The organism is Bifidobacterium sp. ESL1130, assembly GCF_058507935.1.
In genome coordinates this window covers 493800-518480 of record NZ_CP196379.1, presented here as the reverse complement: position 1 = coordinate 518480, position 24681 = coordinate 493800, and the positions used below count along the sequence as shown (strand labels likewise).

Genomic DNA, 24681 nt, shown 5'->3' with positions numbered 1-24681 from the left:
CTTATTCCTTTCTTTCCGATTCTTGAAAAACCACTTTGACCTCATGCGGAACACCATCAACAGTGCTGTACCCGCCATCATCGCCAAGATTCTTTTTACGCTGTCCGTAAGTCAGCGGAGTGACAACGCTTTGTGATTCAAAACCAGACCCAATCCAAAGTCCATTGTTTATTCCTATTTGCGAAGTAAACCATGACTCACTATTGACATTCCGCGCTTCTGCAGCAGCATCAAACATAACGATACGAATGTTGTCTTTAAGCCGAAGTCCTTCCAGCCATTTCGTAAGTTCCACAGCTACACCAGGTTCGGCTCGTTGCAAAGCATTACTCATTCCCGAAACAAATATCAACGTGGTTTTCTCAGGAAGCTCTGTGAAATTGGCTGCGGCATCGAGCCACTCTACAAATTCATGAGCATCGACAGATTCGATCTCACAGATACCGGGCAGTTCCTCAAGTTGCTCGCTCACATCAAAAAGGTACGTCTTGAACCGTGTATCAATGGAACTTACCCGAATCATCTCTTCTATGAAAGCAGTGCCTGCCTGCACCTTATTGTACGAACAACGTTCAATAGCATGAGCATCAAAATCAAACTCTGCTGGAGATAGGTCGTCAACATGCAACCCATATCGTAGATTAAGCGAATTGCCGACTTTCGGTAGCTGTTGCAGCACTGCTTGAGTTACATGCTCCGGCAAAACCGGCACAGCTTGGGCCGCACCGAGCACATTGCCCTCAACGTTCCTTACTTCTGCGCGTAGATCGGCACATATTTGCACCGCATACCCAAACTCGTCGGCATCACGTCCGAGCACTTGCGCGCCCTGGAACATAAATGTGGTGTCTTCACTCTTGACCAGGCCTTGAGCAAAGGCGGTAGGACGAGATACTCCGTTCATGCTGCCCAGTAGATTCATGTACTCGTCCGCGTTATCCAGCATGAACACCATACGCTGCTTCACATTGCTGGCAAGTCGCAACCTTACGTCGCTGGAAGAAGAAGCTGTCAGCAGCAATGAAATACCTACACGCTGACCATCACGAGCTATTTTAACCAGCCGATCCATCAGCTGCTGTTCGTAAAGCTCGGTGAAAGCGGCGATGCCGTTAATCACAAACACCACTGCTGGCATATCGTCATGCGTGGCGGTGTAGCGTTCGAACGAACCGCCGAACGGCACCAGCGTGCGCCGTCGATCCTGGATCATCGCATCGAGCATGTCGAATAGGCGCATCACTTTCTCGTCTTCGCCATTCACGATCACATCGCCCACCTGCGGGGCCGCTGCCAACGCAGTCAATGATTCCGAACCGAAGTCAATCGCATAGATATTGCATTCACTAGCCGTGTGTGTGCGTACCAGATCAAGTAGCATTGCCAGCAACACCGATTCCATGCCCGAGTCTGCGCTGCCATACAGAACCGCATTGCCGCCAGCAGTCAACGGCAATGTGAGCAACCGCTGCTGCTGATGCGCCGGATCATCAAGTATGCCAACAACCGGCTCCAGCACATATCCATCCTGCGCGGCATACTCATCAGGCTCCTCGAATGCAGCGTCTTCCGCCACTTCGGCGCTGTCCTCCAACAATGCCGCATCACGCTGGCGCACCTCTTGCCGATGCTGTTCCACACGTTCAAGCGGCAACAGTTCCGGCAAAGGATCCAGCCAAAGCTGGCGTGCACGCATATGCTCACTCTGCGCCACTTCAGCAATGTGCTGAAGCACGACCACCAACTGTGGCGCCGCGTCTTCTGCGGCAAGCCCGTCGTGCGTCTCCGGCTTTGCCGCGGCAATTACCTGCCCGAGATTGGATATCAAATCTACAGAGTCATCCACTTGCTTTCGGTATTGTTCCGTAGGTACATAGGGGCTTCCCGAATAGGCAGCCTGCCCCAAGGCAAACATCTCGTTGTACCCTACCAGCATATAGAACCGGCCTGCCTGAGTCAGCTCCGCCGCGTCCGGTCGCTGTATCATCTCTTGTGAATCGGCGGCATCAGCCACCTTAAGTGAGACCTTGAAACGGGAATTACTCCAAATCTGGTCATTGACCACACCACTTGGCTTCTGCGTGGCCAATACCAGGTGCACTCCCAACGAGCGGCCGATGCGCGCCGCACTCACCAACTCGTCCAGAAACTCAGGCTCCTGCTGTTTCAGTTCTGCGAACTCATCTGCGACGATGAACAAGTGCGGACATGGCTCGCTCACCAAGCCATCGCGATACATACGCAGATACTTGTAAATATCGACGTTCTCGCCACCGGCCACCTCGCGCGCCTCATTGAAGAGCGTCTGCCGTCGTTTCAACTCGCTTTGAATCGAAACCATGCTGCGCACAATGGCAGCACCGTCAAGGTTGGTAATGGTACCGGCAAGATGCGGCAACCGTATACGATTGTTGTCAAAGGCACCAGCCAAGCCACCGCCCTTATAGTCGATAAGCACAAAGGCCACTTCTTCAGGCGAATATTCCACACACATGGACAGTACCCATGTGATGATGAACTCTGATTTTCCAGATCCTGTGGTGCCCGCAATAAGACCGTGTGGGCCGTGGAATTTCTCATGCAGGTTCAGATTGAACGGCTCCCCTTGTGAATCCACACCGACTCTGGCCGCCAATGTCTCGGAAGCATGCGATTCATTCCAGCGAGCTTTGACATTAAGCTGTTCAACATTGCCGGCCTCATACATATCAAGGAAGTTCAGCGAATCAGGCAATACGGAGTGCGCTTCGGCCACATCAAGACGCACCTCAGCGAGCGCCTGCGAGAGCCTGAGGCAGTCCTCATCGCTCGCAAAGGCATCAGCTACGAAACGTAGTCCTCCATTGGAGGTGTCATCCGCGCCAAGCAACATTCCCTCGCTGCCATCCACCGAAATGATGGCGGTGCACTGCTTGGGCAGATCGTTACGATTCGCCGCCTGACATACGAGAGTAAAACCAGGAGCGGGCCTTCGGGCAAGGTCGTCAATGAAATCGCTTTTCTCCATGAGACTCTTTGACGTGCAGACCACCACGTAGTAAGGCATCGCAATACTGTCTTTGTCGCTTTCTTCTCGACGCTCTTCGGCGATCTTGCCGAGATGCAAGGATAGGCCAGACGTTTCCTGTGCGGAAGTGGCCAAATATCGCTCTGCTCGGTCGTCCGAGAACATGTGGGGCAATGCCTCGGCCCAAACCCACCGCTCACGCTCATCCGGATCGCACACCAGCACTATCTTGACATCTTCGTACGAATGCAACGCGGCAATTTGCGCCACCAAACCTTGCATCAGAGCGGTTGCAGTGTCCTTCATACCGTGCAAACCGACCACAGCGTTTTTGGTCAGCCGCAAGGCAACCGGAACATCTCTGACCTCTTTCGGCTCGCGCGCCAACTGATAGACCACCTGAGACAAATCATCTTTTTCAACAGTAAAATGCTCTTCAGGATACCGTATATCTGCGTTCAACGGAATGGTCCCCATCCCCAAACGCAGCTCTAAAAAGTCATCGTGAGCGCTCGTGCGGTCCATCATGCGCGAGTCTCCCGCAACCACACGTTGGATGCTCTCCTGAGTGCTGATCCTGTTTTCACTCAGAATACGCTTTTGCTGTTGCGATGCCGCTGCAATCCTGCTGCGTACACCATCAAGATATTCGGCGTACCGTTGCCGTCTTTTTACCTCTTCTGCAGCAATCTGCTTATTCTGCACTCGCTTGCTCAGTATTGGCCAAATCACGCTGCCCAACAACATGGAAATTGCCATGACAGCAGTCGGCAGCACGGACATCAACGACCCACCGGGTTGCTGCGCCTGGGAGAACGAGGATGCACCGGATACCAGCGAAGCAAGTACCATGAACATTGAAGGGCCGACCTGCATTGCGGCCGACGTCTTGTCAGGCTTTTGCGCAGCCGGGGGCTGATCCACCGAAATGGCAAAGGGCTCTACGTCTCTTTTGAATCTAGGTGCCGGGTAAAAATATTGTGAATCATCGTCTCCATCAATGCCATCGTCTTGGTCCTGGTCCACCACCGGCGGCTCATGGTATTCCATGCAGCCATCTCCCAATCGGGGTTCAAACCCAATGGGACGGTTGTAACTGATGAAGTTGGCTCCCACAGTTATTTTCAATCCTAGGATTTCCACCACATCAGAGGGGTTGAGCTTGCATGGGGCAAGCGCGGCAATCCGAACACCATTTACGTATGTGCCATTCCCTGAGTCAAGATCGGTGAGTGTAAATAATCCGTCGGCAAATTCAAGACGCGCATGATCAGTGGAAACGTATGGCGAATCGTAGACGAACTCATTATGCGGCGATCTGCCTATCGTCAACGAACCGTCTGCGGTAAAGCCGGTAATGGAAAATGTTGTATCCCCAATACCTGTTGGAGACACAATGATGGAAGCTTCAATGTCTCCTCCGCGCACCGTATACGCACAGGTTTGCAGCGGGTCAATGTCAACTCGGTGATGCTGATGCCCGGCCTCATCAAATAATTCTGTTCCTCTGCGTGGAGCCAGAGTCCACGCCTCGTGCCGAGCCTCCACCAAGGCCAAGCGACGATGTTCTTCACCCTCAGAAGTCGTGAGCCATTGGATGCCGGAAGCCTCATCCGGCAGCGCAACCGCACTGATTCTCGCGTTCTCAAGTATGGTGAATAGCATATCTTCTCCCTGCTCCACATCTCAACATTGCTACATTTCTTGGTTCAGCCACCGCATGGTGCGGCAAAGCATGCTCTGCCGCACCATAAGCTGCTGGTAGGGCTAGATTCAGCCGCGGAAACCACTCGCGATCTGCGAATCGGTATCTTCAAGCGTCTGAGCCGTCTGGTCAAGAGACCTAGCGATCTCGTTGATCAGATTTTCTGCCTGCACAAAGCTCGGGCGCAGCTCCTGGAAACGCTGTGCATATGAGCGGCTCGAGGCGCCTTCCCACTCGCTCTGCAACTGTTGGAGCAAATTATCCATCTTGTGGATCACTCCATCAACGTTGTTGGCCTCTGTCCTGTACTGTCCAGCACGCTGGCGCATGGTATCCGGCGTAATCCTAATTTGACCTGCCATGGTTATTTCCTTTCCATAACTCCCGAACCTCACGGGATTTCCACGCCGACTTTCGGCGCAAATCTATAATGATGCTTTCGGATCTTTATCTTCCGAAAACATTCTTCTGGTACGCTGTCGTTCGTCTATATCTGATCAACAGCACAACTCCCAGCGCAGCAAGTGCGATGGCAAGAATGGTGATAACAATGCCGGGCAGCAGCAGTCCCTTGACCATGGCGTACGACCACCAACTGGAGGCGACTATCACATTGCGATATGCGGATACTGTCGTGTTCCCCGCCATATCAACTGAGGTAAGCGTAATGCTATGAGCCTTTTCATCGGCATTGAGCTTGTATGACATTGGTGCCAGCACATCATCACCCGACCACTGCGCGACATTGTGTCCATCGACGTTCATCGTGACTGAACGCAGTGCCACATCGTCATGCGCGTCCACCACAAAATTGTGCGTCGGCTCGTAGAACACCGATTTGTCGCCCAAATCCGCGATCTTCGAAGATGGAGCATGACCGTCAACTGCAAAGTTGACTTGTGCGTCACCATTGCGTCGCTCATTCTTCTTGTTCATCGTATTCTGTGACAGATTTCCCGCTTCGTCCACGGAAGTCATACGCAGCCGGTAATAACCATCATCGTTGAACAGTGATGCAGGAAAATCGTAAACTGCCATCTGCCACCCAGATGAGTCTTGCTTGGTCATGTGGTAATCGGCTCCGTCGTTGATGGAAGATACTTGTTGATCGTGCACCAACTCCATATGCGACTTTGCGATATCGATACCGCTGACATTAATTTCAGTCACTCTGATAGCGCGCGGAGACTTGATGTACTTACCAAGCACGTCCTGCGCGCTCTTGTCCAGAATATAGTTCGACCCAAATCTGTTGAGGCTGTACACGACTTTCTGTTCGCTCTCATTGCCGGCCTTATCTTTGATCGTGGCCGTTAATGTATATACATCGTCATTGTCAACGGTGTGCCCAATATCTTCAAACGATACTGTCTTTGATGTTTCTCCTTCAGACTCGGAATCCTTGACATAGGCAAAGTTGTCTTTGGCTTTTCCACGCTTGGCGCTTTCACTGCGCGATTTCCCCGGTATATGAGTGCGAGTCAGCGTGTAATCGGTGAGCATAGAGTCAAAGTTCGCGTCGCTGAACTCTATCTTTGGCAACAAAGTGCCTGAATACGCCGTCTTATCGTTGACACCAGAAATCACAACCTGCGGCTTTGTCATATCAACGATGAATTCAGGCTCCTCAACCACTTCCGCCACGTTGCCGGCCAAATCCGTAGCTTCGACTCGCAATGTGTAGTGTAATTCCTTGTCGAAGTTGACTGTCGCCTGACGTTCGTAATCTTCGTCCGCCGCACTCCATCCACTAGCTGCAGGAGGAGTGACCGCACGTCCCTTGTCATCCTTGGCGGTTGTGCTGATAATGGTCTCATCCGCGCTGAAGTTACGTTCAGTTTGACGGATAGTGGCTTTACGCGTTGCCTTGTAATAATTGCCAGACTCGGCATCATCGTTATCAAAGCTCAGAGAAAGTATCGGTTTCTGTGTATCGATGGTGAACTCTTCATGATATGGATGAGCACGATGCTTCGCAGGATCGGTTAGGCTGACGTCAATCAACCAGTCTCCATCTTGCTCGCAGGGCAAATCGGCGACCCATGTTTTACCATCGCCATTGTCGTTCTTGAACTTTCCGGCAGTAACACGTCCTTTTGACCCGTCAACTGCATACATGACAACATCTCGCCACTCATCATTGGTTTTGATAAAGTCAAAATTCGATTCGACAACAGTCACTGTCCCGTTACGTTGCGCCTTGTAATATTTCCCGTTGCGCACATCATTATTGTCGTAGGATACACTGATGGCCGGCGCCACCTTGTCAATAACGATTCCCGAAACCTTCTTTGGCAGATTCGCCGACTTCGCGTTCCCTAGATCGATGTGCGCTTGATTACCGGCCTTGTCTTTGATACTGACGACCGAGCCAGCCAACACCAATCTCTGCGAATCGTTACCGAATGCGATATTCACATTGCCATTGCTGCTGGTCGTTATGGCTGGGTGCTGAGCGTCGACTTTTTGCCACTGCCCAGAGAACTGTACCGTACCGTCATCAATACCTGAAACCGCATCTGCAGTTTGCACTGTAATATGTTCATCACCTTGTGCGAAAATCCATCCCCATTGAGCAATATCGACATCGGAGTAATGGACTTCCGAGAAATCCGGGGCCGTGTAATCAACACAGAAGTGCGAATCCTTACTGAGCGCTGTTGTGGAATCATGCCCGATAGGCACATAATCGAACCATAACCGGTACTCGCCTTCAAGGGAACGATGCTGCCCATCGATCTGTGACTGGGGCATAGGCACACTTGTTGACCACTCGTCCGAGTCGCTGGAATCCTGTTTGAAATCAAGCAACTTGACGCCCGGAAACTCGTTGCCACGAGATGCCTCGCCATCACCATTGCCGCACTTCCACTGTTGTTGTTGCTCATGTGCACCGCATAATGAATACCTCAGAGGGCCATCAGAACGGCCGGGCAGATGACGTGTCACATCAAACCACTTATCATGAATGGTCAGCCGTGCACTCACAGCCCCACGATGGTAGAAAGGATTGCTGCTTTCGGGCGCTCCCTGATTATCGACAAGAGTGATATTGGACGTGACACTTCTAGTATCATTGACCACAACCACATCAAATCCAGGATTGAATGGCGAACCGTCACTTGCCAGTACCGCGTCAGCATCAGTCATTGTGGTATCTGTAGTGCAATTACCAGCATAGTCACACATTGATGCCACCATGCTACTTATTGGATATGCACCATCAGCATCAAGCTCAACACTGGCTGAAAAACCAGACAACTCGTCGGTGTTTAAAGTCGTTGTAACACCTTCGTGAGAAGGATGCTTACCCTGTGCTACAGCAAGCGCATCAGCATAATCATCGTAACGTACATAGCTGAATGAGAATGAACTCACCCCGGAAACTTGTCCTTCACTCAACTCTCGCTTTACAGCATTTTCTCGAGCATGCGACCGCGTGTCTGAGACTCGTCTAAGGAGATCTTCGGCATCGACCTTGATTCCAATATGACGCTCAGGATTAGTGGCAGCAACCGTGACAGGCACTGTCCCAGATTTATCCACAAAGGAATTGTTCTGCAGCCACGTATCCGCAGATGAATCAGATAAGGTGACCGCTGCCACTGCAGTGGGAGCTGTGCCGTCAATTAGTACGGAGTTTATCTTAGCTTCCACAGTATTACTGCCACCATTCACAGCATTTGTCGAACTGCTCAGCATGGTTGGCACAGTTGTGTAACTCAGCGCATATGTTACTGAATAACGTCCCTCACCAAGCACCGTATTTTCATCGTTTTCTGTCTTGCCTGTACGAGCATTCACATCACAAGGATGTTTTCCGATACACCGTGCTATGTTGCTGTTCGCATCTTCCGATGAGAGGTTGTAGGTCACTTTGGGGCCAAACACACTCAAATCGTTCTTAAGCGCATTACTCAGTTCGTGGCTAAGATTCGGAACAACGGTAACTTGCTTAGCTTTGAGTGTTTTCCCTTCACAAGAATCCTCATCCGAAGCCCCACACAGCACATTCGAAGACATATCTTTGATCTTTATACCGAAAGAGTCATGATATATATCAGTACTCGGGAATGCAACAAATTCCATCTGCTGCACCGAACTACCGCTATCATTCGCATCTGCGGCAAAGGGAGGCATCTTATCTAACGTTGCCACATCACCTGCATTACCGGCTTGGTCAAACGCACGGAGGGCAAAATCTGACAGCTTTACTGTGCCGATTGTTCCTACCCGCCCTATTTGCTTTGTTCGAATCAACAAGCTCTGATCAATATTGAACTCACAATGCAACGTATCATCTGACGGACTATTGCGCCCGTTTTCTGCTGAGCATCGCACTGCTGCAGGGTCCAGTACGTCCCCTTTGTACATCACCTGAAATGCTTGCGGCCCCGACACGGTAGCATCTATCTGCTGCTGACTCACAGATGCAGTACTGCTGGTAGGCTTAGGCTTCCAATCGGTAACCTTTACCTTCACTCGCACACCACGCTCATCGACTCGAAGTGTGTGCTTACTTCTATCTAGGCTAACCTGATTGTCATCATTAAAATCTATGCGTTTCCCGGCCTCGTCAGGCTCAACCACGTCAGAGATTCCTACAATAGGTTTTCCTTCATCTTGCGAAACAGGAATTTTGACAATACTTCCTTTGTCAAAGGTAACTGGGTGCGCATCGTTGCCTTCGCCAACAATCTCTTGTAGTGCATCGCCAAGTTTGACGTAGATGAAAGAACCATGCTTTGCAACGGATATAGAATCCACAGTCGCCGAAAGGTGCACAGCATCTGCTGGCCACTGATCATTGGCACCCAGTGAAGTAGCTACTTCGTAGCCACCATTATCGTCACCCTGATGTAGGCAACCATAGTCATCATCATGGTTTTCCGATGCTGCATCAACCACACAGACTTTGAGCTTAGCCTGCTGCTTATCTTGTGCCTGCCATACGCGTAATTGCCCGGGCCGACCTAGAGGCGTTGTCCAATCTCCGCTAAAACCAGCATCCTGCGCTTTCCCCGCTACTCCCCCATAGGTTAGGATGCGGATGTGCTGCGCAAGAACACTCATGTTGCCATCTGCGTTGCGATAATAAGGAGCGATTGGAATAGATGCCTTGCTATCGTTTGCCGAGGTCAAAGGTGAGGAAGGAGTGGCTTGATTTTTCCCCAATACCGGCTGAATCGCAGACTGCAATTGAGCCAGTTGCCAATCGACCAGTGGTTCCAAGTTTGCTGTATCTGCAGTTTGGTCTTCTCCGCCACCGTTAGCCTCTTGCGTAGCGACGGCACCGCCATCGCTGCGCGAACCGGTCACAGCGTCAGCAGCATATGCAGCTGCTGAAACACCCAACCCGAAACTTCCAACGATAGATGCCATAGAGATAATCAATGCAATATTGCGAAGTTTCCTCTTATTCGTTCGTTTCATCATCGTTGCTCCTCCCCGAGTAGCGTCGTGCCCAGTTGTTCTTCGTCGGTTCTCGGAACATCTCGTTTACCAGCAGACTGTTGCGCCGCAACGTTCTGCGCTTCATGAGACTTTTCATTGCTTCCTGAATTCGCATTTGCCAGTAACGTTGTACCTTGCTGAGCATCCGCTTCTTCTACTAGCAACGTCGTTTCCGTGTCTTTTGCATCGTCTTCACTACCGTCAGATACTGAATGAAGTGAGCCATTGGTCATATCCGTTGAGGAACCCACACCTAAGGATGACAAGTCCAACGCCTTACCAATTTCACTCGCATCCCAAGGGCTCTCAAGTGCGGAACCTTCAGCGCTTGAACGGCGATTTGTTGCATTCCATCGACCACTGGTATGCTTCAACTCAGCAATGCGCTTTTGTGCAGTCTTACCGGTAAGAGTGTCTCGTATTTCTCTAATATTCCAGGCTTTGAAACACGCCACCGCTGCAACTAAGCACATGCCAGCAGCAGTGAAAAGTACCGCAGCAGTTATCTGAAATCCTGAACTCATCGCTTTGCCCCTTTGCCGGTAATATCTATAAAAGCTTCGCTAACTGCTTGTTGCGCAGGTTCCACCGCTCCTAACGCCGACTCATATTCTTGTCGCAGCTCGTCTGTTGCAGGACTCACTTCTTGCGCCAAACGCCGTGCTGCTTGCACCGCCTGTTCCAAATCTTTTTGAGAAACACCATCAGCTCTGAATTTGCGCGGGTAGGTACGCACTGCGTTGAGTATCAGATTCGCCGTTGACAGGCGCATGACATCATTGTTACTCGTCTTCATATACTCTGACAGCTGCATCATCTCTTTGAAATATGGCGCATATTTGCCTTGATCTTCACCCTCATTGATCAGCGGCACAATGGTGGTTTCAAAATTGGCGATAGTGAGATACAGAACCGCCAACTGTTGGTCTTTGAATTCATAATCGCCGGCTATCTTCATCCAGTGTTCTGCGGCCTGCATACGCACATGCTGCATCTGTGAATTTCCATTGCCATTCTCAGATCTCGACGGCGTGTAGTAGTACCAATACAGTTTCCCGATGCTAAATGCCAGCTGTCCCCATGATTCGCCGTTCCGTTGAAGGCTGTCGGTATTGGCGCTCAGAAGCTGCTGTAGTTGCTGATGCTCGGTGTCGCTGAGTATTCCATCTGACTCATAACGCTTAATCAAGCCGTTATATGGTCCTATCTCAGATGACCTAATGCCCGCTGCAGCAACATATTGAGCCTCAGCGTCATTGTTGTTGACTGCTTGCCCGGCCAAATCCATGTGATGCTCATAACTTGAATTTGCGGTAACCGCCCCAGCACCAAGCACCGCTCCACCGGTGATGAGAAATACCACGGAAGCTGCGCACAGCGCACAGAACACATGCCATTTAAAACGCATACTACGCCGAAGCTCAGCGTCTTTATCTGCTGCATGTTCAAGATCGTATGCCATTGCTGCACAATCGCCATACCGTTTCTCCGGATCCTTGTGCAAGGCCTTGGCAAGAACACGTTCCAGACCTGCAGATACTTCTGGAAGCATCTGCCTGATCGGTGGTAAATCGTACGGTTCCTCATCCAGTTTCTCACCAACGAGCAGCACATAGAGCAGCGCGCCGAGACCGTATATATCAGTTCTTGCACTGCATCTTCCGTGCTCATCGTATTGCTCTGGAGCAGCAAATCCTGGGGTACCCATCCTAGGTTCATAATCGCTTGGAAGCTCGCCATCCTCAGGTGGCATCTCACAAGCGATACCGAAATCGATCACGCGAATAGCACCTTCGGGAGTAACCATGACATTGGACGGCTTCACGTCTCGATACACCATTGGCGGAGTGCGTTCATGCAGATAATCAAGCGTATCGCACAGCTGAATGCCCCAAGATATAACCGTACGCTCAGTCTGCTTTCCCTCCGATGCTATAGTTTGCGCTAAAGTTTGCCCTTCCACGTAGTCCATCACAATAAAGAAGCTGCCATGTTCCTCAATCAAATCAACGATTCTCGGAATCGCGGGATGATCGAACGTCTTTATGAGATTCGCTTCGCTGACCAATCCGTCAATGATGCGCCTATGCTCAGCATTATCTTTGATATGGCGAATTTCTTTGATCGCCCACTGTTTGCTAAGAGTAGTGTCCAATGCCAAATACACAGTTGACATACCGCCGCAGCCAATTTCAGTCAAGATGCGGTATCGGCCTCCGACTGTTCTTCCCCCTTCGCTCATAATGATTCCCGTCTCTCGCTCGCTTTGCAGCAATACCCTCACGCCAACTCACGTGAACGGTAAACGTCAACTGCCTGTCTTGTTTTCCATTACTCTACAGAATGGATGAAATTTGCAAATATTACATCTAGGGAAATATGGTATAGATAAATATACATATTCGTGCATCTAACCAATTACTTAGTCAATCAAGATGCATATATTTCAAAAAGCACATTAAAAAGCTTAGAATAGTGACACAAATCACAATTCACCAAAAGAAAGAAGAAGAAAATCCGCATATAACTGTATACACGTTTCAACACCGGCACCATTGCACGAGCGTGGGCTGAATGGGATTCGAACCCACGACCTTCTGTTCCGGAGACAGACGCTCTATCCACTGAGCTACCAGCCCTCAACCTAGACCAGTGTACACACGTACTCGAACAATGCCACGCCGCACACCTAGCCCATCACGCACCAGCCTCACACCCAGCATCGAACCCACCGGCTCGCCTAAGCGAACCGCACAGCCAACACTCAAAGACGCCGCACACCGCTACACTTAAAGCCATGATTCCCGAGATGAACGAATTTGAATTCGACCGTCGCTTCTACTGCAACGCCGTGCCCAAGACGCTTTCCGACGACGATTTCTCGGCGCTCATTGTGCAGAGTTACTACGTGCATAGCGACAACTACGCATTGCGTGTGCGATTGAGCAGCAAAACCACACGCCTTGACATGAGCTCAACCGTCAATCCCATCGACGTTCTTGCCCAATATCAAGACAACTTCACCGAGGCTTCGCTCACCGTCAAAGGCCCGTCTGTAGGAGGCACACGCTACGAGGCAGAACGTGACCTCGACCCCTTCATCGCCGCAGAACTTATCAAACGCGGTGGCGTGACGATGATTAAAAACCGTTTCAGCGCATGGATCGGTGAAGACGGCTGGGATATAGATGTATTTGGAGGCTGCAACGCTCCTCTGGTCATTGCGGAAGCCAAGCGCAGCAGCCCAGTAACCAATCTGATCATCCCCGACTTCTGCACCACCGAGATTACCGATCAAGCCCGATTCTCCAACGACGGCCTGGCAGAAAACCCGTTCAATCGTTGGCAGAGCGACTTTGAACAAGAACTGCGCGAGGCGGGCCCGCACTTCGAGCAGATTTACGGTACCAATCGCACCGTTTGATGGGTTACGTAGCTGAGGCGCACGCGCTCAGCTATCAACATTCCAGCCATTGCCAAGCCGGGTACAACCTGTACACATCGCAATACCCGGCCTACAATCAGCGGACCCAGCAAATCAGCAACACTGCAATCAATACATCAAGCCAGCCAGCCGACGCCTTGCACTCTTCAATCGGTCATCGTCCGCTTCGGGAATGGTGAAATATTCCAGCAGACGCAGCCGAACCGGCTCGAGATCCCCACGATGCCCATCAGCAAGGAAATCCAACAGTCGACTGAACGCGTCACCGATCTGACCGCCAATCATATCGATGTCAGCCACCGCCAACTGCGCATCCACATCGTCCGGTCGGTCTGCGGCGGCAGCACGTACCACCCGCACGTCAGCATCTGCCGAACGGCCCAACAGCAACGCCTTGGAACGTTCACGCGCCGCCAACGTGTCATTGGGGTTGGCTTCCAGCACCGCTTCATACGCAGCGGCAGCCCCGGCATAATCACCCTGCGCTGCCAGATCATGAGCCTGCCGATGTTCCTGCGGCACTTGCTCTTCCTCAGAATGCTCCGCGGCACCCTCCTGAGGATCTCCCGAATAAGGGGCGCGACCCGCCACACCTGATTGCTGGGCAATCTGCACTATCTGCGGCAACAGTTCATCAGCCACTCGTTGCAGTTCCTCATCGTCGAGCAACCCCTGAGCAATAGGCATGGGGCGGCCTGCGATAAGCGCAAACAGAGCCGGTGCACCTTGAACCTGAAGCATTTGCGCCACTGTCGGATTCTGCGCGATGTCAACGCGAGCCATCTGCATCTGTCCATCCAACGCATTGACAGCATCGCCCAAAATCCGAGCCATGGAAATCAGCCTGTCATCATTGCCCACCCACAGCAGCAACAGCACAGGGTACGTGGCAGAAGTCTGCAGCACGGCTTGGAACGTCGACTCATTGACATCGATAACGTAACCACCTGCCGCAGGGGCGCCGCCTGATTGACCTGGTTCAGCTTTCACCTGATGCTTCAGTGCGCTCAAATCAACCGCGCCTGCAAGGGAAACTCCCGGACGTGCCTGCTCTCCTGCCATGGTGCCTCTTTCCCGCGCCTTACCGGTGCTGGTGCTCTATAACCTCAATTGAATATCACTTGTTTTATCAAAGCGCTGAGACCTGTATGGGCTGACGCTCAGCTCCCACGGCCGTCACCTTCTGCCCGGAATGAGCCGCAGGAATATACAACGCCACTACATTGACGTAGGAGACCTGCATTTTGCTCGTGGCCTTGCCGTTGCCGAACAACGCACGCTCTTCGTCCGAGGCAGGCTGCGATTCACGTCCTTCACCGGCCGTACGAGTCCACTTGGAATCAATACGCGCCACTACCAAATCACCCCCGTCAGCGGAGCGCATGACGGCCATCTGATCTGCTGCCGGCGTGAAGGTTTGCGACTGTGTGCCGTTGTTTCGCGCCATGCCGTCCTGCACCGTCTGTGACAGTTTCGAGAGTTCGGACCGGAAGTGATCATCGGCAAACTGGCCGGCATATTTGCTTTGCCCACCGTTGGCGAGCACATCGGCATATTGCGCCACAGCATCTTCAGGAGTCATGATGAGTCCCGAATCCTTTGGATTGCCCATCTGCGAACCGATTGAGGGGATAGCAAACTTCGGCAGCGTCACCCCGGGGAACAACCTCGCCACACCCCACAGCTTGTAGTTGCTGTGAGCGCCCGACTGTTCCATAACCATGAGCCTTTTGGACTGCTGGTCGTGCGTGGTGGTCGTAATCGAGAAGACGGCACGTGGCCACCCTGCGGTGGTGGGAATTACCGTCTGCGAGATATCTCGCGGAATGGTGGCCTTTGCATCGAGCGTGCCTGTAGCTTGGGCGATCTGCAATTCACTTTTGCGCACGTCAAGTGCCGGGCCGAACACCTTGGCATCGAGCCCATCCGCACTTTTGGCTTGATCAGCGCGGTCGAGCGCGTCGAGGATGCCGCCACGAATCTTCTTCTCCTGGGCTTCGGTCAGATCGGGCACTTGGTCTGTGCCTTGCGGTGCCTGCGCTTGAGGAACCTGACCCTCGCAACCTGATACACCGAACATAGCGGCTATGGCGAGCGCGGATGCCGCCAATCGTTGCGCCCATCGCTTCGTTGATACATTCATCACTTGCCCACCTTGTCACTGCTCTGAAGGCCACCATGAGACGTATGACCAACTCCTGCCGGAGGCTTCGGCACTGCTGAGGGTGCTGGAGGTTGAGCCGGAGCGCTGGGGGGCTGCGGAACCTCATTCGACAACCTGGTGAGATACGTTTCAAGCTCACGCGGATCAATTACTGAAGTTTCTGCGGTTTCCTCGCCAAATACAGGCTTTGATCGAGGTCCATTGGCAGAGGCAAGACCTGCCAGACTGGCAGATCCTCCCACCGGCACTCCGCCTAGACCGCGGTCGATGAGCGCCGTACTTGCAGATGCTCCGGTATGTTTGGCTGCGACTCGAGCCACGATGTTGTTGGTGGTCGGATCGATGATGCTGGGACCGGCTTGTTCTGCGGCCGCTGCCGCGCGCTGAGCTTCGGCTTCCTGTGCTTGCTCGCGTGCTGCGGAGGTGTGACGCCCCGGACCTGAAGAACTACGAATGTTTCGAGCCAGACCTTGAATGCTTCCGGTGAGCGCTTCGGCCACACTGACCTCTTCGGCTGCACGAATCTGTTTCTGCCTCTTCCTTCTCTGGAAGTGTTCCTTCACCTGCTTGGCGTCAAGAGACAGCACGGAAGCACATAATAGAGCCACTAATGCCAAAACCGCTGCAGCGATGTAGAACGGACCGGTGTTGTTGGAGAGCTTGGTTCTGTCCCAACGCATACGCACCTGTGCAGAGGACGAGTCCGATCCCAAATCGACTACCGCCACCTGACCGTCGTCGGCACCACCGTTCAGTTTCACATTCCGCGCCCCGCAAACAACACTCGACCACATATCTGATTGTTTGAACGGTACAGCACTGCCACCGAGCGGTTGCCCGTCAGCTTTCGCCGATGCGGTGGAAAGCGTGGACCAATCGCTTAAACCTGTGATACGCGTATATTTCGCCCCTGAGAGCCAGCCGTTCACATCCTTTGCAGTTCCGATGGCCACGCACATATCTGTGCCGGTTTGAGCTTCCGCGCCTTTGCCGTGCTTGCCGTTTGCTTCACTCCGGCCCACAGAAATCATGGTGTTTCTGCCTGGCAGATTCAACACGCCAGCATCGGTAACTATGTAGCGGCTGCCGGACACATCGGCGCTTGCATCAACCTGATCACTCGGCTTCCAGACTGTGTCGTTGAGCAGTCCCAGCACTAGAAAAGCCAGCGCGAGCAGCCCGAAAATAGGCGTGACCACGCCTCGCATGATCCTCGCCTTTTTCGTCGTTCTGACGTTTTTCCGCCGTGCTCTGCTTGTTGTAGAAGTCATAACAGCGTCCATTCTACAGCGTCAGCCTGATAGCAGCACATATATAAGCGCCATTACGCGTTAGCCGAGTCTCCCAGCTATGGAAATCATGGACAGCCGCTAAGGTAGGAAACATGAATAATATGAACAAGTTCCATCGCATTGTTGGTAGTGCGATGGCTGCCGTTTGCGCTTTGAGCCTAGCAGTCGGGCTGGCGGGATGCGGCAGCGATACGGCAGCCGACCAGAAGAAAAAAGACGACACCTCACAGACCAGCAAGGCTTCAAAAGACGACATGGTGCAGATGGCCGGAGTGAGTGCCACCGGTGAGCCCGGGCAGAAACCCCAAGTTTCCTTCCACACTCCAATGAAGGTAGTCAACCATTCCTATGCCGTGATTCAGAAGGGCAATGGGGCTGCGCTTAAAGACGGCGAACGCTTGTGCGTGCAGGATGTCTCCTTGAACGCCAAGGACGGTTCGGAGCTGATGAGCTCGTGGGAGAAGAACACTCCTGACTGCTCGCTTGTCTTGAGTTCGAAAAGCATGAACGCCACCTACTACAATGTGCTCAAAGATCAGAAGATCAACTCCACCGTTGCGTTCGGTGTGAACGACAATAATTCTGCTGGCACGTCCTATATCATGGCGCTCACCATCGTCTCCTCATCGCCGAACCGCGCGCAGGGCAAGAAAGTCGACAATATCCCGGAGAAGCTGCCCAAGGTCTCACTTGACAGCAACGGCAAGCCCTCCATTGATCTGAACGATTTCCACTCTGACGGCAATCTCATCGCGCAGCCGCTCATCAAGGGCGACGGCAAAGTGGTTGAGGCTCAGGACACCATCGACGCCCACTACACCGGTTGGATACGCGACAAGAACGGCAAACCCAAGCAGTTCGACTCCTCCTGGGACCGCGGAGAATCGTCAAGTTTCTCGCTGCAACAGGTTGTCTCGGGCTGGACCAAAGGTTTGACCGGGCAGACGGTCGGATCTCAAGTGCTGCTGATCGTTCCGCCGGACGAAGGCTACGGCAGCACGGAGCAGAAGGGCATTCCCGCCAACTCGACACTGTACTTCGTGGTTGACATTCTCAACGACCAAGGTGTGGTGCAGTCACAGCAATAAGCGACACTGACATCGAGAAGGGGTTGTGCAACGTATAGTGACGTTGCACAACCCCTTTTAGTTTCGGTATCCCAGACCACTCCATCGATTGCCACAGCGTTGACCCGCTTTGCAGCCTTCACACGGCTGAGGTCGGAATAGGTATACAAAACAAGCGCGATCAGAACAGGCGCAAGCTGTCGTCCTCTGTTCCCTTCATATCGTCGTAGTCCAAAATCAAGCATTCGAATCCGCGGGATTCCGCCAATACTTTGGCTTGCGGCGTGATGGTCTGCGCTGCAAATATGCCTCGCACCGGAGCAATGAGCGGATCTTCATTAAGCAACGCACAATATCTGGTCAGCTGCTCCACACCGTCGATGCCTCCATGCCGTTTAATCTCAATGGCGACATGACCGCCGTTAGCGTCTTTGGCCATGATATCAACGGGCCCAACGGGAGTAGGGTATTCACGTCTCACCAACGTGGCGCCCTTGCCGATGCGTTCAATTTGCTCAGCGAGGTAGCGCTGCAAATGGTCTTCCACACCGTCTTTGACAAGCCCGGGATCTTTCCCTAAATCATAGGTGTGATCAGAATAGACATGGCTTACCGTCACTTCGAGTATGTCGTTGGACTTTTGCGCCGCAACTCGGAATATCTTTCCGCTGCTCTCCTGCACCACGGTTTTGGCCCCAGACATGCGCGAGTTGCCGAACAGCGCAGCCTCATCGACCAGTAAATCGGTACCGTCGTCCTCGAATAGCGCGACTTCTTCAAGTTCTCCGCTGCTTGCATGTTCAGCAGCGTTCATCGCTGTTTCCTGCGGCTCCGCAACATCTTGCGGGTCTGCAACTGCCTCATTGTCCACTTCGCAAACGCCGCCGTCTTCACCTTCGACGTTCCTCTGCTCGTCACTCTGCTCTTCGACAGCGATTTCCTTGATAGTGCAGGGCGCTGCCATCCAGTTCAGCGGCTTGTATGAGCCCAATTCTGAGAAAATCAGAAAGCTGTTATCTGCCTTGATCAACAACACACGCTTCGCCTCTGGAAGGTAAGCGTTAAGCCTTCCGGAATATTCAGCACTGCAGTCAGCAACAATTATTCGCACCCCTCCACTCTACCCGAAACCCGAAACCTTGATGTGATACAGCCCACGCACCTCGAAAACCAAACGAGGGCACCCGCCATCTGTGCGGATGCCCTCGTGCCTCACTGTGAAGCTAGGTAGAGAGTGGTTCATCGACTCACGATTACTGCGCGGAATCGCGAACCTCACCCTCTTCCACGGCTACGGTAAGCAGGTTAGAGTCAAAGGAAATGAATCCATCGGTCACCGAGAAGGTGTGGCGCCGGCCTTCGGTATCAAGCGCGGAAACAATGCCACCGGTGATGACAGTGAGCACCGGCTCATGCCCGGGCAAAATACCCATGCCACCTTCAGAAGCGGGGATAGTGACCGAGGTCGCCTCTCCGCTCCACAGCGGACGATCCGCGGCCACGATGTTCACCTTCATGGAAGACCCAGTCATCACTCACCGTATTCCTTCTGCATATCGTGCCACTTGTGCTCGAGGTCATCGATGCCTCCGATGCCGGAGAACGCCTGCTCCGGAACCTCGTCGTACTTGCCGTTGCAAATACGGCTGAAGGCCTCGATGGTCTCTTCAGCAGGTACGTAAGACCCTTCGCGACCGGTGAACTTCTGCGCAACGTAGAAGTTCTGACCGAGGAACTGCTCGATCTTGCGGGCGCGATTCACGGTGGTCTTGTCTTCCTCGCCGAGCTCGTCAATGCCAATCAGGGCGATGATGTCCTGCAGCTCCTTGTTGCGCTGCAGAATCGCCTTGACCTGGTTGGCGGTGTCGTAGTGCGCCTGACCCACGTAGCGCGGATCGAGGATGCGCGAGGTCGAAGCCAGCGGATCCACGGCCGGGTAGATGCCCTTTGAAGCGATGTCACGAGAAAGCTCCGTGGTGGCGTCCAAATGGGCGAACGTCGTGGCCGGGGCCGGATCGGTGTAATCGTCGGCGGGCACGTAGATGGCCTGCAGCGAGGTGATCGAGTGGCCGCGCGTCGAGGTGATGCGCTCCTGGAGGGAGCCCATCTCGTCCGCCAGGTTCGGCTGGTAGCCCACGGCGGAGGGCATACGCCCAAGCAACGTGGACACCTCGGAACCGGCCTGCGTGAAGCGGAAGATGTTGTCGATGAAGAGAAGCACGTCCTGGTTCTGCACGTCGCGGAAGTACTCGGCCATCGTCAACGCCGTCAGCGGCACGCGAAGACGGGTCCCCGGCGGTTCGTCCATCTGGCCGAAGACCAACGCGGTCTTCTCCAAGACGCCAGCTTCGGCCATCTCGCCAATCAAATCGTTGCCCTCACGGGTACGCTCGCCCACGCCGGCGAAGACGGAAACGCCGCCGTGGTTCTGCGCCACGCGCTGGATCATCTCCTGGATGAGCACGGTCTTGCCCACGCCTGCACCACCGAAGAGGCCAATCTTGCCGCCCTCGACGTACGGGGTGAGCAGATCAATGACCTTGATGCCAGTTTCGAACATCTGAGTACGACTCTCAAGTTGCTCGAACGCCGGGGGATTGCGGTGAATGGACCACCGTTCCTTGATGTCGATATGTTCGTCCGGCTTGGCATTGAGGATATTGCCCGTGGCGTCGAAGACATGCCCCTTGGTCACGTCGCCGACAGGCACCTCAATGGGACCGCCAGTGTCTCGCACCGTGGCACCACGCACCAGGCCGTCGGTTGGCTTCAGCGCAACCGTTCGCACTGTGGAGTCGCCGAGGTGCTGCTCAACCTCAAGGGTAATCTCCTTGAGCGTCTCGCCTTCCTCATCGCCCACATTGCTGATGGCAACCTTGAGAGCATTGTAGATGTCAGGCATGTGGCCTGCCGGAAACTCGACGTCAATCACCGAGCCCTGAACGCGTGTCACGCGCCCGGCGCTGGGGTCGTTCGTCGGCTTTTCGGCAGCCGCCATAGACTGGGTCTCAGCCATATGCGTCCCTACTCTTCCTTCTTGTTCAGCGCATCCGCGCTGCTGATTATCTCAGTAAGTTCCTGGGTGATCGAAGCCTGACGCGAAGCATTGAGTTTGCGCGTAAGCTCGTCGATCAGATTGTTGGCGTTATCGGTAGCAGTGTGCATGGCGTTCTGCCTGCTGGCGGTCTCCGAAGCGGCCGCGGTGAGCAGACATTCGTGAATGCGCGACTGCACGTATTTCGGCAGAATCGCATCGAGCACCTTCTCGAAGCTTGGCTCGAACAGGTACAGTGGCGGTGTCTGCGGCTCTGGCACCGCGGCATCGGTATCCCCACTGGCACCCTGCGTTGCAGCACTGTCTCCGGTTTCAGCAGAATCCACTACCTGCACCGGCAACATACGCAATACACGCACCTTCTGTACCACCATGTTCACGAACTCGGTGAACACGATATACAGCTCGGAAACACCTCCGGCAGAAGCCGGCTGCATATAGCGCTGCAGCAACTCGTCGGCAATCTCACGTGCTACTTCCACGCCAGGATGGTCACTGCTGCCCTCCCAGGTATGAGCAATCACGCGGTTGCGATACTTGTAGTACGAGATGCCACGGCGACCATACACATACAGCTCGGGCTGCTTGCCTTCACCGTCGAGGCGCGAGAGCAGCGATTCCGTCTCGCGAATAATCGAAGACGTGTATGCGCCGGCCATGCCTCGATCCGCCGTCAGCGCGAGCACGGCCACCCGGGGGTTGCTTTTGCGCTCGGTGACGATCGGATGGTCGATATCGGTGTGCACGGCCAGCGCCTGCACGGCGTCGAAGATCGCATCGCTGTACGGCTTCGCATTCAAAGCCACAGTGCGAGCCTTGGCGATGTGCGAAGACGCAATCATCTCCTGCGCGTTGAAGATTTTACCCAGCGACGCAGTGGAGTTGATCCTTGTTTTCAATGCGAGTTGAGACGCCATACGCTACCTGTCTCCCGCCTTGATTTGCTCCTGCTCGACCTGAGCCGGTGTGAAGTCGTCCTGTTCCTTCTTGGAGACAAGCGGCGTGCCGGCCTTCGTCACGTACGTACTACGGAAATCCTCAACGGCCTTCTCCAAAGCCGCTTCCGTCTCGCTGGTGAAATCTCCGGTATCGCGAATTGTGGAGAGAACGCTGGTGTTGTGGTCAACATAGTCCAGCAGCCCCTTCTCAAACGGCAGCACATCCTCGATTTCCAAGTCGTCAAGCTTGCCGTGCGTACCGGTCCACACCGAAACCACTTCCTGCTCCATCGAGTAGGGCGAGAACTGCTGCTGCTTGAGCAGCTCGGTCAGGCGGGCGCCGCGGGTGAGCTGGGCCTTGGAAGCCGCGTCCAAATCGGAGGCGAACATGGCGAAGGACTGCAGCGAGCGGTACTGGGCCAGCGAAATCTTGAGCGTGCCGGAAACCTTCTTCAAGGCCTTCGTCTGCGCGGCACCGCCCACACGGGACACGGAGATGCCCACGTCCACGGCGGGGCGCTGGTTGGCGTTGAACAGGTCGGACTGCAGGAAGATCTGGCCGTCGGTGATCGAGATGACGTTCGTGGGGATATAGGCCGAGACGTCGTTCGCCTTGGTCTCCACGATCGGCAGGCCGGTCATCGAGCCGCCGCCGAGCTCGTCCGAGAGCTTCGCGCAACGTTCCAGCAGGCGGGAGTGCAGATAGAACACATCGCCCGGGTAGGCCTCGCGCCCCGGCGGGCGACGCAGCAGCAGGGAAATCGAACGATAGGCCTCAGCCTGCTTGGAAAGGTCGTCGAAGACGATGAGCACGTGCTTGCCGTGATACATCCAGTGCTGACCGATGGCCGAGCCGGTGTAGGGGGCGATGTACTTGAAACCTGCGGAATCGGAAGCGGGGCTGGCCACGATGGTGGTGTATTCCATGGCGCCGGCCTCTTCCAGGCTCTGGCGCACGGAGGCGATGGTGGAGCCCTTCTGGCCGATGGCCACATAGATGCAGCGCACCTGCTTCTTGGGGTCGCCGCTCTCCCAGTTTGCCTTCTGGTTGATGATGGTATCGATGGCGATGGCCGTCTTGCCTGTCTGACGGTCGCCGATGATGAGCTGGCGCTGGCCGCGACCGATCGGGGTCATGGCGTCGATGGCCTTGAGACCTGTGGAAAGCGGTTCGTCCACCGGATGGCGGTGCATCACGTCAGGTGCCTGCGCCTCCATGATTCGGCGGCCTTCGCTCTTAATCTCGCCCAAACCATCGATAGGTTTTCCTAGCGGATCGACCGTACGGCCAAGGAATCCGTCACCTACTGGTACGGACAGCACCTCACCGGTACGGCGCACCTCTTGGCCTTCCTCGATGCCTGCAAAGTCACCGAGTACAATGACGCCAATCTCACGTGGATCAAGGTTGAACGCCAAGCCGAGCGTGCCGTCTTCGAACGTCAGCAGTTCGTTGGCCATGCAACCAGGCAGTCCCGTGACGTGCGCGATACCGTCGCCGGCCGTAGCAACATATCCCACCTCTTGGGCGGGAGTGTCGCTGGGCCGGTACGACTCGACGAAATCGTCGAGCGCCTCGCGCACCTTGGCGGGATCAATGGTAAGTTCTGCCATTGCATCACTCCTTATTCATTAATTGTTCTGGCTTATGCCAGTAAGTCTCGCTTTGTCTCGTTCACACTTGAGCTTTGACGCTGCGTTTGAGCGCATCAAGCTGAGCCACCACGGTGTTGTCCCACACCTCGTCGCCCACCTGCACCCGCATACCGCCAAGCACCGATGGATCGACGACTGAGTGCACATGCACCTGCCGTCCAAGCTTTGCCGAGTAAACCTCGACAAGTCTCACCATCTGATCGTGAGTCAGCGCTGTGGCCGTGGTAACCGTCACCATCGACTCTCCCATATGACGGGAGAACTTGGCAATCAGCCATTCCACGGTTCCCAAGAATCGACGGCGCCGCGGGTTGAAGGCGATATGCTCAATCAAGTGCATCGTCACCGTATCAAGTCCACTATCGTCGAACACGCTGTGCAAAAGGTCAACGCGTGCCTGTGCAGGAGCAGATTCGTCGCCGAGTTTGCTGCGCAGTATCGGCATGTCAGTCAGCACCGATTGAATCTGTGCCAACTCGACCGAAACTTGCAACGTGCTGTCTGCAGCATCCGCGGCATACATCATCGCATCCACCGCGAAATCCTCCACGGCATTGGCGATGTCGGAGACACGGCTCCACTTGTGTGCCACCAAATCAGTGAGAATCTCAAGCGTCAGAGGGTGGACGGCATCACCGACAATCCTCTGAATCAACGTCACTTTGTCGGCAGTGTTCCGCGAAGGATCAGTGAGCGAACGCTCAACCTGAGCATTGCCGTCAAGCAGGTCAGTGAGCTCAAATAGCTCCTCGCCGATGCGCCCGGCTTCGCGACCTGAATCACGAAGTTTGGGAGCCAGTGAGTCTCTAGACTCACGATCCGCACTCAACGATGCTTCTCCTCGCATGTTCACCCCTTCCACAAATCATCTTGGTGCCTTTGGCTGCACCGACAAGCA

General features: G+C 54.0%; 16 protein-coding genes and 1 tRNA gene. 2 read left to right on the top strand and 15 right to left on the bottom strand.

The annotated features are described in order from the left end of the window. Window position 1: 1 nt before the first annotated feature. The 6 genes from essC to ACSYSO_RS01975 form a co-directional block, all read right to left on the bottom strand. The gene (gene essC / locus ACSYSO_RS02000) at window positions 2-4672 is read right to left on the bottom strand and encodes a type VII secretion protein EssC (protein ID WP_489760372.1); all 4671 of its coding nucleotides are present in this window, start codon (window positions 4670-4672) and stop codon (window positions 2-4) included. 108 nt (window positions 4673-4780) lie between these two features. Next, window positions 4781-5074 carry a WXG100 family type VII secretion target gene (locus tag ACSYSO_RS01995; RefSeq protein ID WP_489760371.1) on the bottom strand — a complete coding sequence of 98 codons (294 nt, stop codon included), beginning with the start codon at window positions 5072-5074 and terminating at the stop codon, window positions 4781-4783. An 85-nt stretch (window positions 5075-5159) separates the two neighbouring features. Beyond that, complete coding sequence (locus ACSYSO_RS01990; protein ID WP_489760370.1) at window positions 5160-10148, bottom strand: hypothetical protein; 4989 nt, start codon at window positions 10146-10148, stop codon at window positions 5160-5162. Then, window positions 10145-10690, bottom strand: a complete 546-nt coding sequence (locus tag ACSYSO_RS01985; RefSeq protein WP_489760369.1) for a hypothetical protein — start codon at window positions 10688-10690, stop codon at window positions 10145-10147. The genes ACSYSO_RS01990 and ACSYSO_RS01985 overlap by 4 nt, the downstream gene beginning before the upstream one ends. Continuing rightward, window positions 10687-12408 (bottom strand): serine/threonine protein kinase, encoded by a 1722-nt coding sequence (locus tag ACSYSO_RS01980; protein WP_491701913.1) that lies wholly within the window; start codon window positions 12406-12408, stop codon window positions 10687-10689. Before ACSYSO_RS01980 ends, ACSYSO_RS01985 begins: the two co-directional genes overlap by 4 nt. 324 nt (window positions 12409-12732) lie before the next feature. Next, window positions 12733-12805: transfer RNA gene (locus tag ACSYSO_RS01975), tRNA-Arg, on the bottom strand. Between the two features lie 170 nt (window positions 12806-12975). Between ACSYSO_RS01975 and ACSYSO_RS01970 the strand changes: the two genes are divergently transcribed. Further along, the gene (locus ACSYSO_RS01970; protein WP_491701912.1) at window positions 12976-13590 is read left to right on the top strand and encodes a CYTH domain-containing protein; all 615 of its coding nucleotides are present in this window, start codon (window positions 12976-12978) and stop codon (window positions 13588-13590) included. 129 nt (window positions 13591-13719) lie between these two features. Here the strand turns inward: ACSYSO_RS01970 and ACSYSO_RS01965 are convergent, their stop codons facing one another. The 3 genes from ACSYSO_RS01965 to ACSYSO_RS01955 form a co-directional block, all read right to left on the bottom strand. After that, window positions 13720-14673, bottom strand: a complete 954-nt coding sequence (locus ACSYSO_RS01965; protein WP_489760366.1) for a tetratricopeptide repeat protein — start codon at window positions 14671-14673, stop codon at window positions 13720-13722. 67 nt (window positions 14674-14740) lie between these two features. After that, window positions 14741-15754 carry a DUF8094 domain-containing protein gene (locus tag ACSYSO_RS01960; RefSeq protein ID WP_491701911.1) on the bottom strand — a complete coding sequence of 338 codons (1014 nt, stop codon included), beginning with the start codon at window positions 15752-15754 and terminating at the stop codon, window positions 14741-14743. Continuing rightward, the gene (locus tag ACSYSO_RS01955) at window positions 15754-16983 is read right to left on the bottom strand and encodes a hypothetical protein (RefSeq protein ID WP_489760365.1); all 1230 of its coding nucleotides are present in this window, start codon (window positions 16981-16983) and stop codon (window positions 15754-15756) included. Before ACSYSO_RS01955 ends, ACSYSO_RS01960 begins: the two co-directional genes overlap by 1 nt. A 176-nt stretch (window positions 16984-17159) precedes the next feature. On the opposite strand from ACSYSO_RS01955, the gene ACSYSO_RS01950 reads away from it, so the two are divergent. Further along, a complete protein-coding gene (locus tag ACSYSO_RS01950) occupies window positions 17160-18155 on the top strand; it encodes an FKBP-type peptidyl-prolyl cis-trans isomerase (RefSeq protein WP_489760364.1) in 996 nt (331 codons plus the stop codon). Window positions 18156-18315: 160 nt separating this feature from the next. Here the strand turns inward: ACSYSO_RS01950 and nucS are convergent, their stop codons facing one another. From nucS to ACSYSO_RS01920, 6 genes are all read right to left on the bottom strand, one after another. After that, window positions 18316-19245, bottom strand: coding sequence for an endonuclease NucS (gene nucS / locus ACSYSO_RS01945; RefSeq protein ID WP_489760363.1), 930 nt, complete (start codon window positions 19243-19245; stop codon window positions 18316-18318). A 142-nt stretch (window positions 19246-19387) separates the two neighbouring features. Then, window positions 19388-19666: a F0F1 ATP synthase subunit epsilon gene (locus ACSYSO_RS01940; protein ID WP_489760362.1), complete on the bottom strand. Its 279-nt coding sequence runs from the start codon at window positions 19664-19666 to the stop codon at window positions 19388-19390. Continuing rightward, window positions 19666-21150 (bottom strand): F0F1 ATP synthase subunit beta, encoded by a 1485-nt coding sequence (gene atpD / locus ACSYSO_RS01935; RefSeq protein ID WP_489760361.1) that lies wholly within the window; start codon window positions 21148-21150, stop codon window positions 19666-19668. Before atpD ends, ACSYSO_RS01940 begins: the two co-directional genes overlap by 1 nt. An 8-nt stretch (window positions 21151-21158) precedes the next feature. Continuing rightward, a complete protein-coding gene (locus ACSYSO_RS01930; protein WP_489760360.1) occupies window positions 21159-22106 on the bottom strand; it encodes a F0F1 ATP synthase subunit gamma in 948 nt (315 codons plus the stop codon). A gap of 3 nt (window positions 22107-22109) precedes the next feature. Continuing rightward, a complete protein-coding gene (gene atpA, locus ACSYSO_RS01925) occupies window positions 22110-23741 on the bottom strand; it encodes a F0F1 ATP synthase subunit alpha (RefSeq protein WP_489760359.1) in 1632 nt (543 codons plus the stop codon). Between the two features lie 61 nt (window positions 23742-23802). Then, a complete protein-coding gene (locus ACSYSO_RS01920; RefSeq protein ID WP_489760358.1) occupies window positions 23803-24630 on the bottom strand; it encodes a F0F1 ATP synthase subunit delta in 828 nt (275 codons plus the stop codon). Window positions 24631-24681 lie beyond the last annotated feature (51 nt).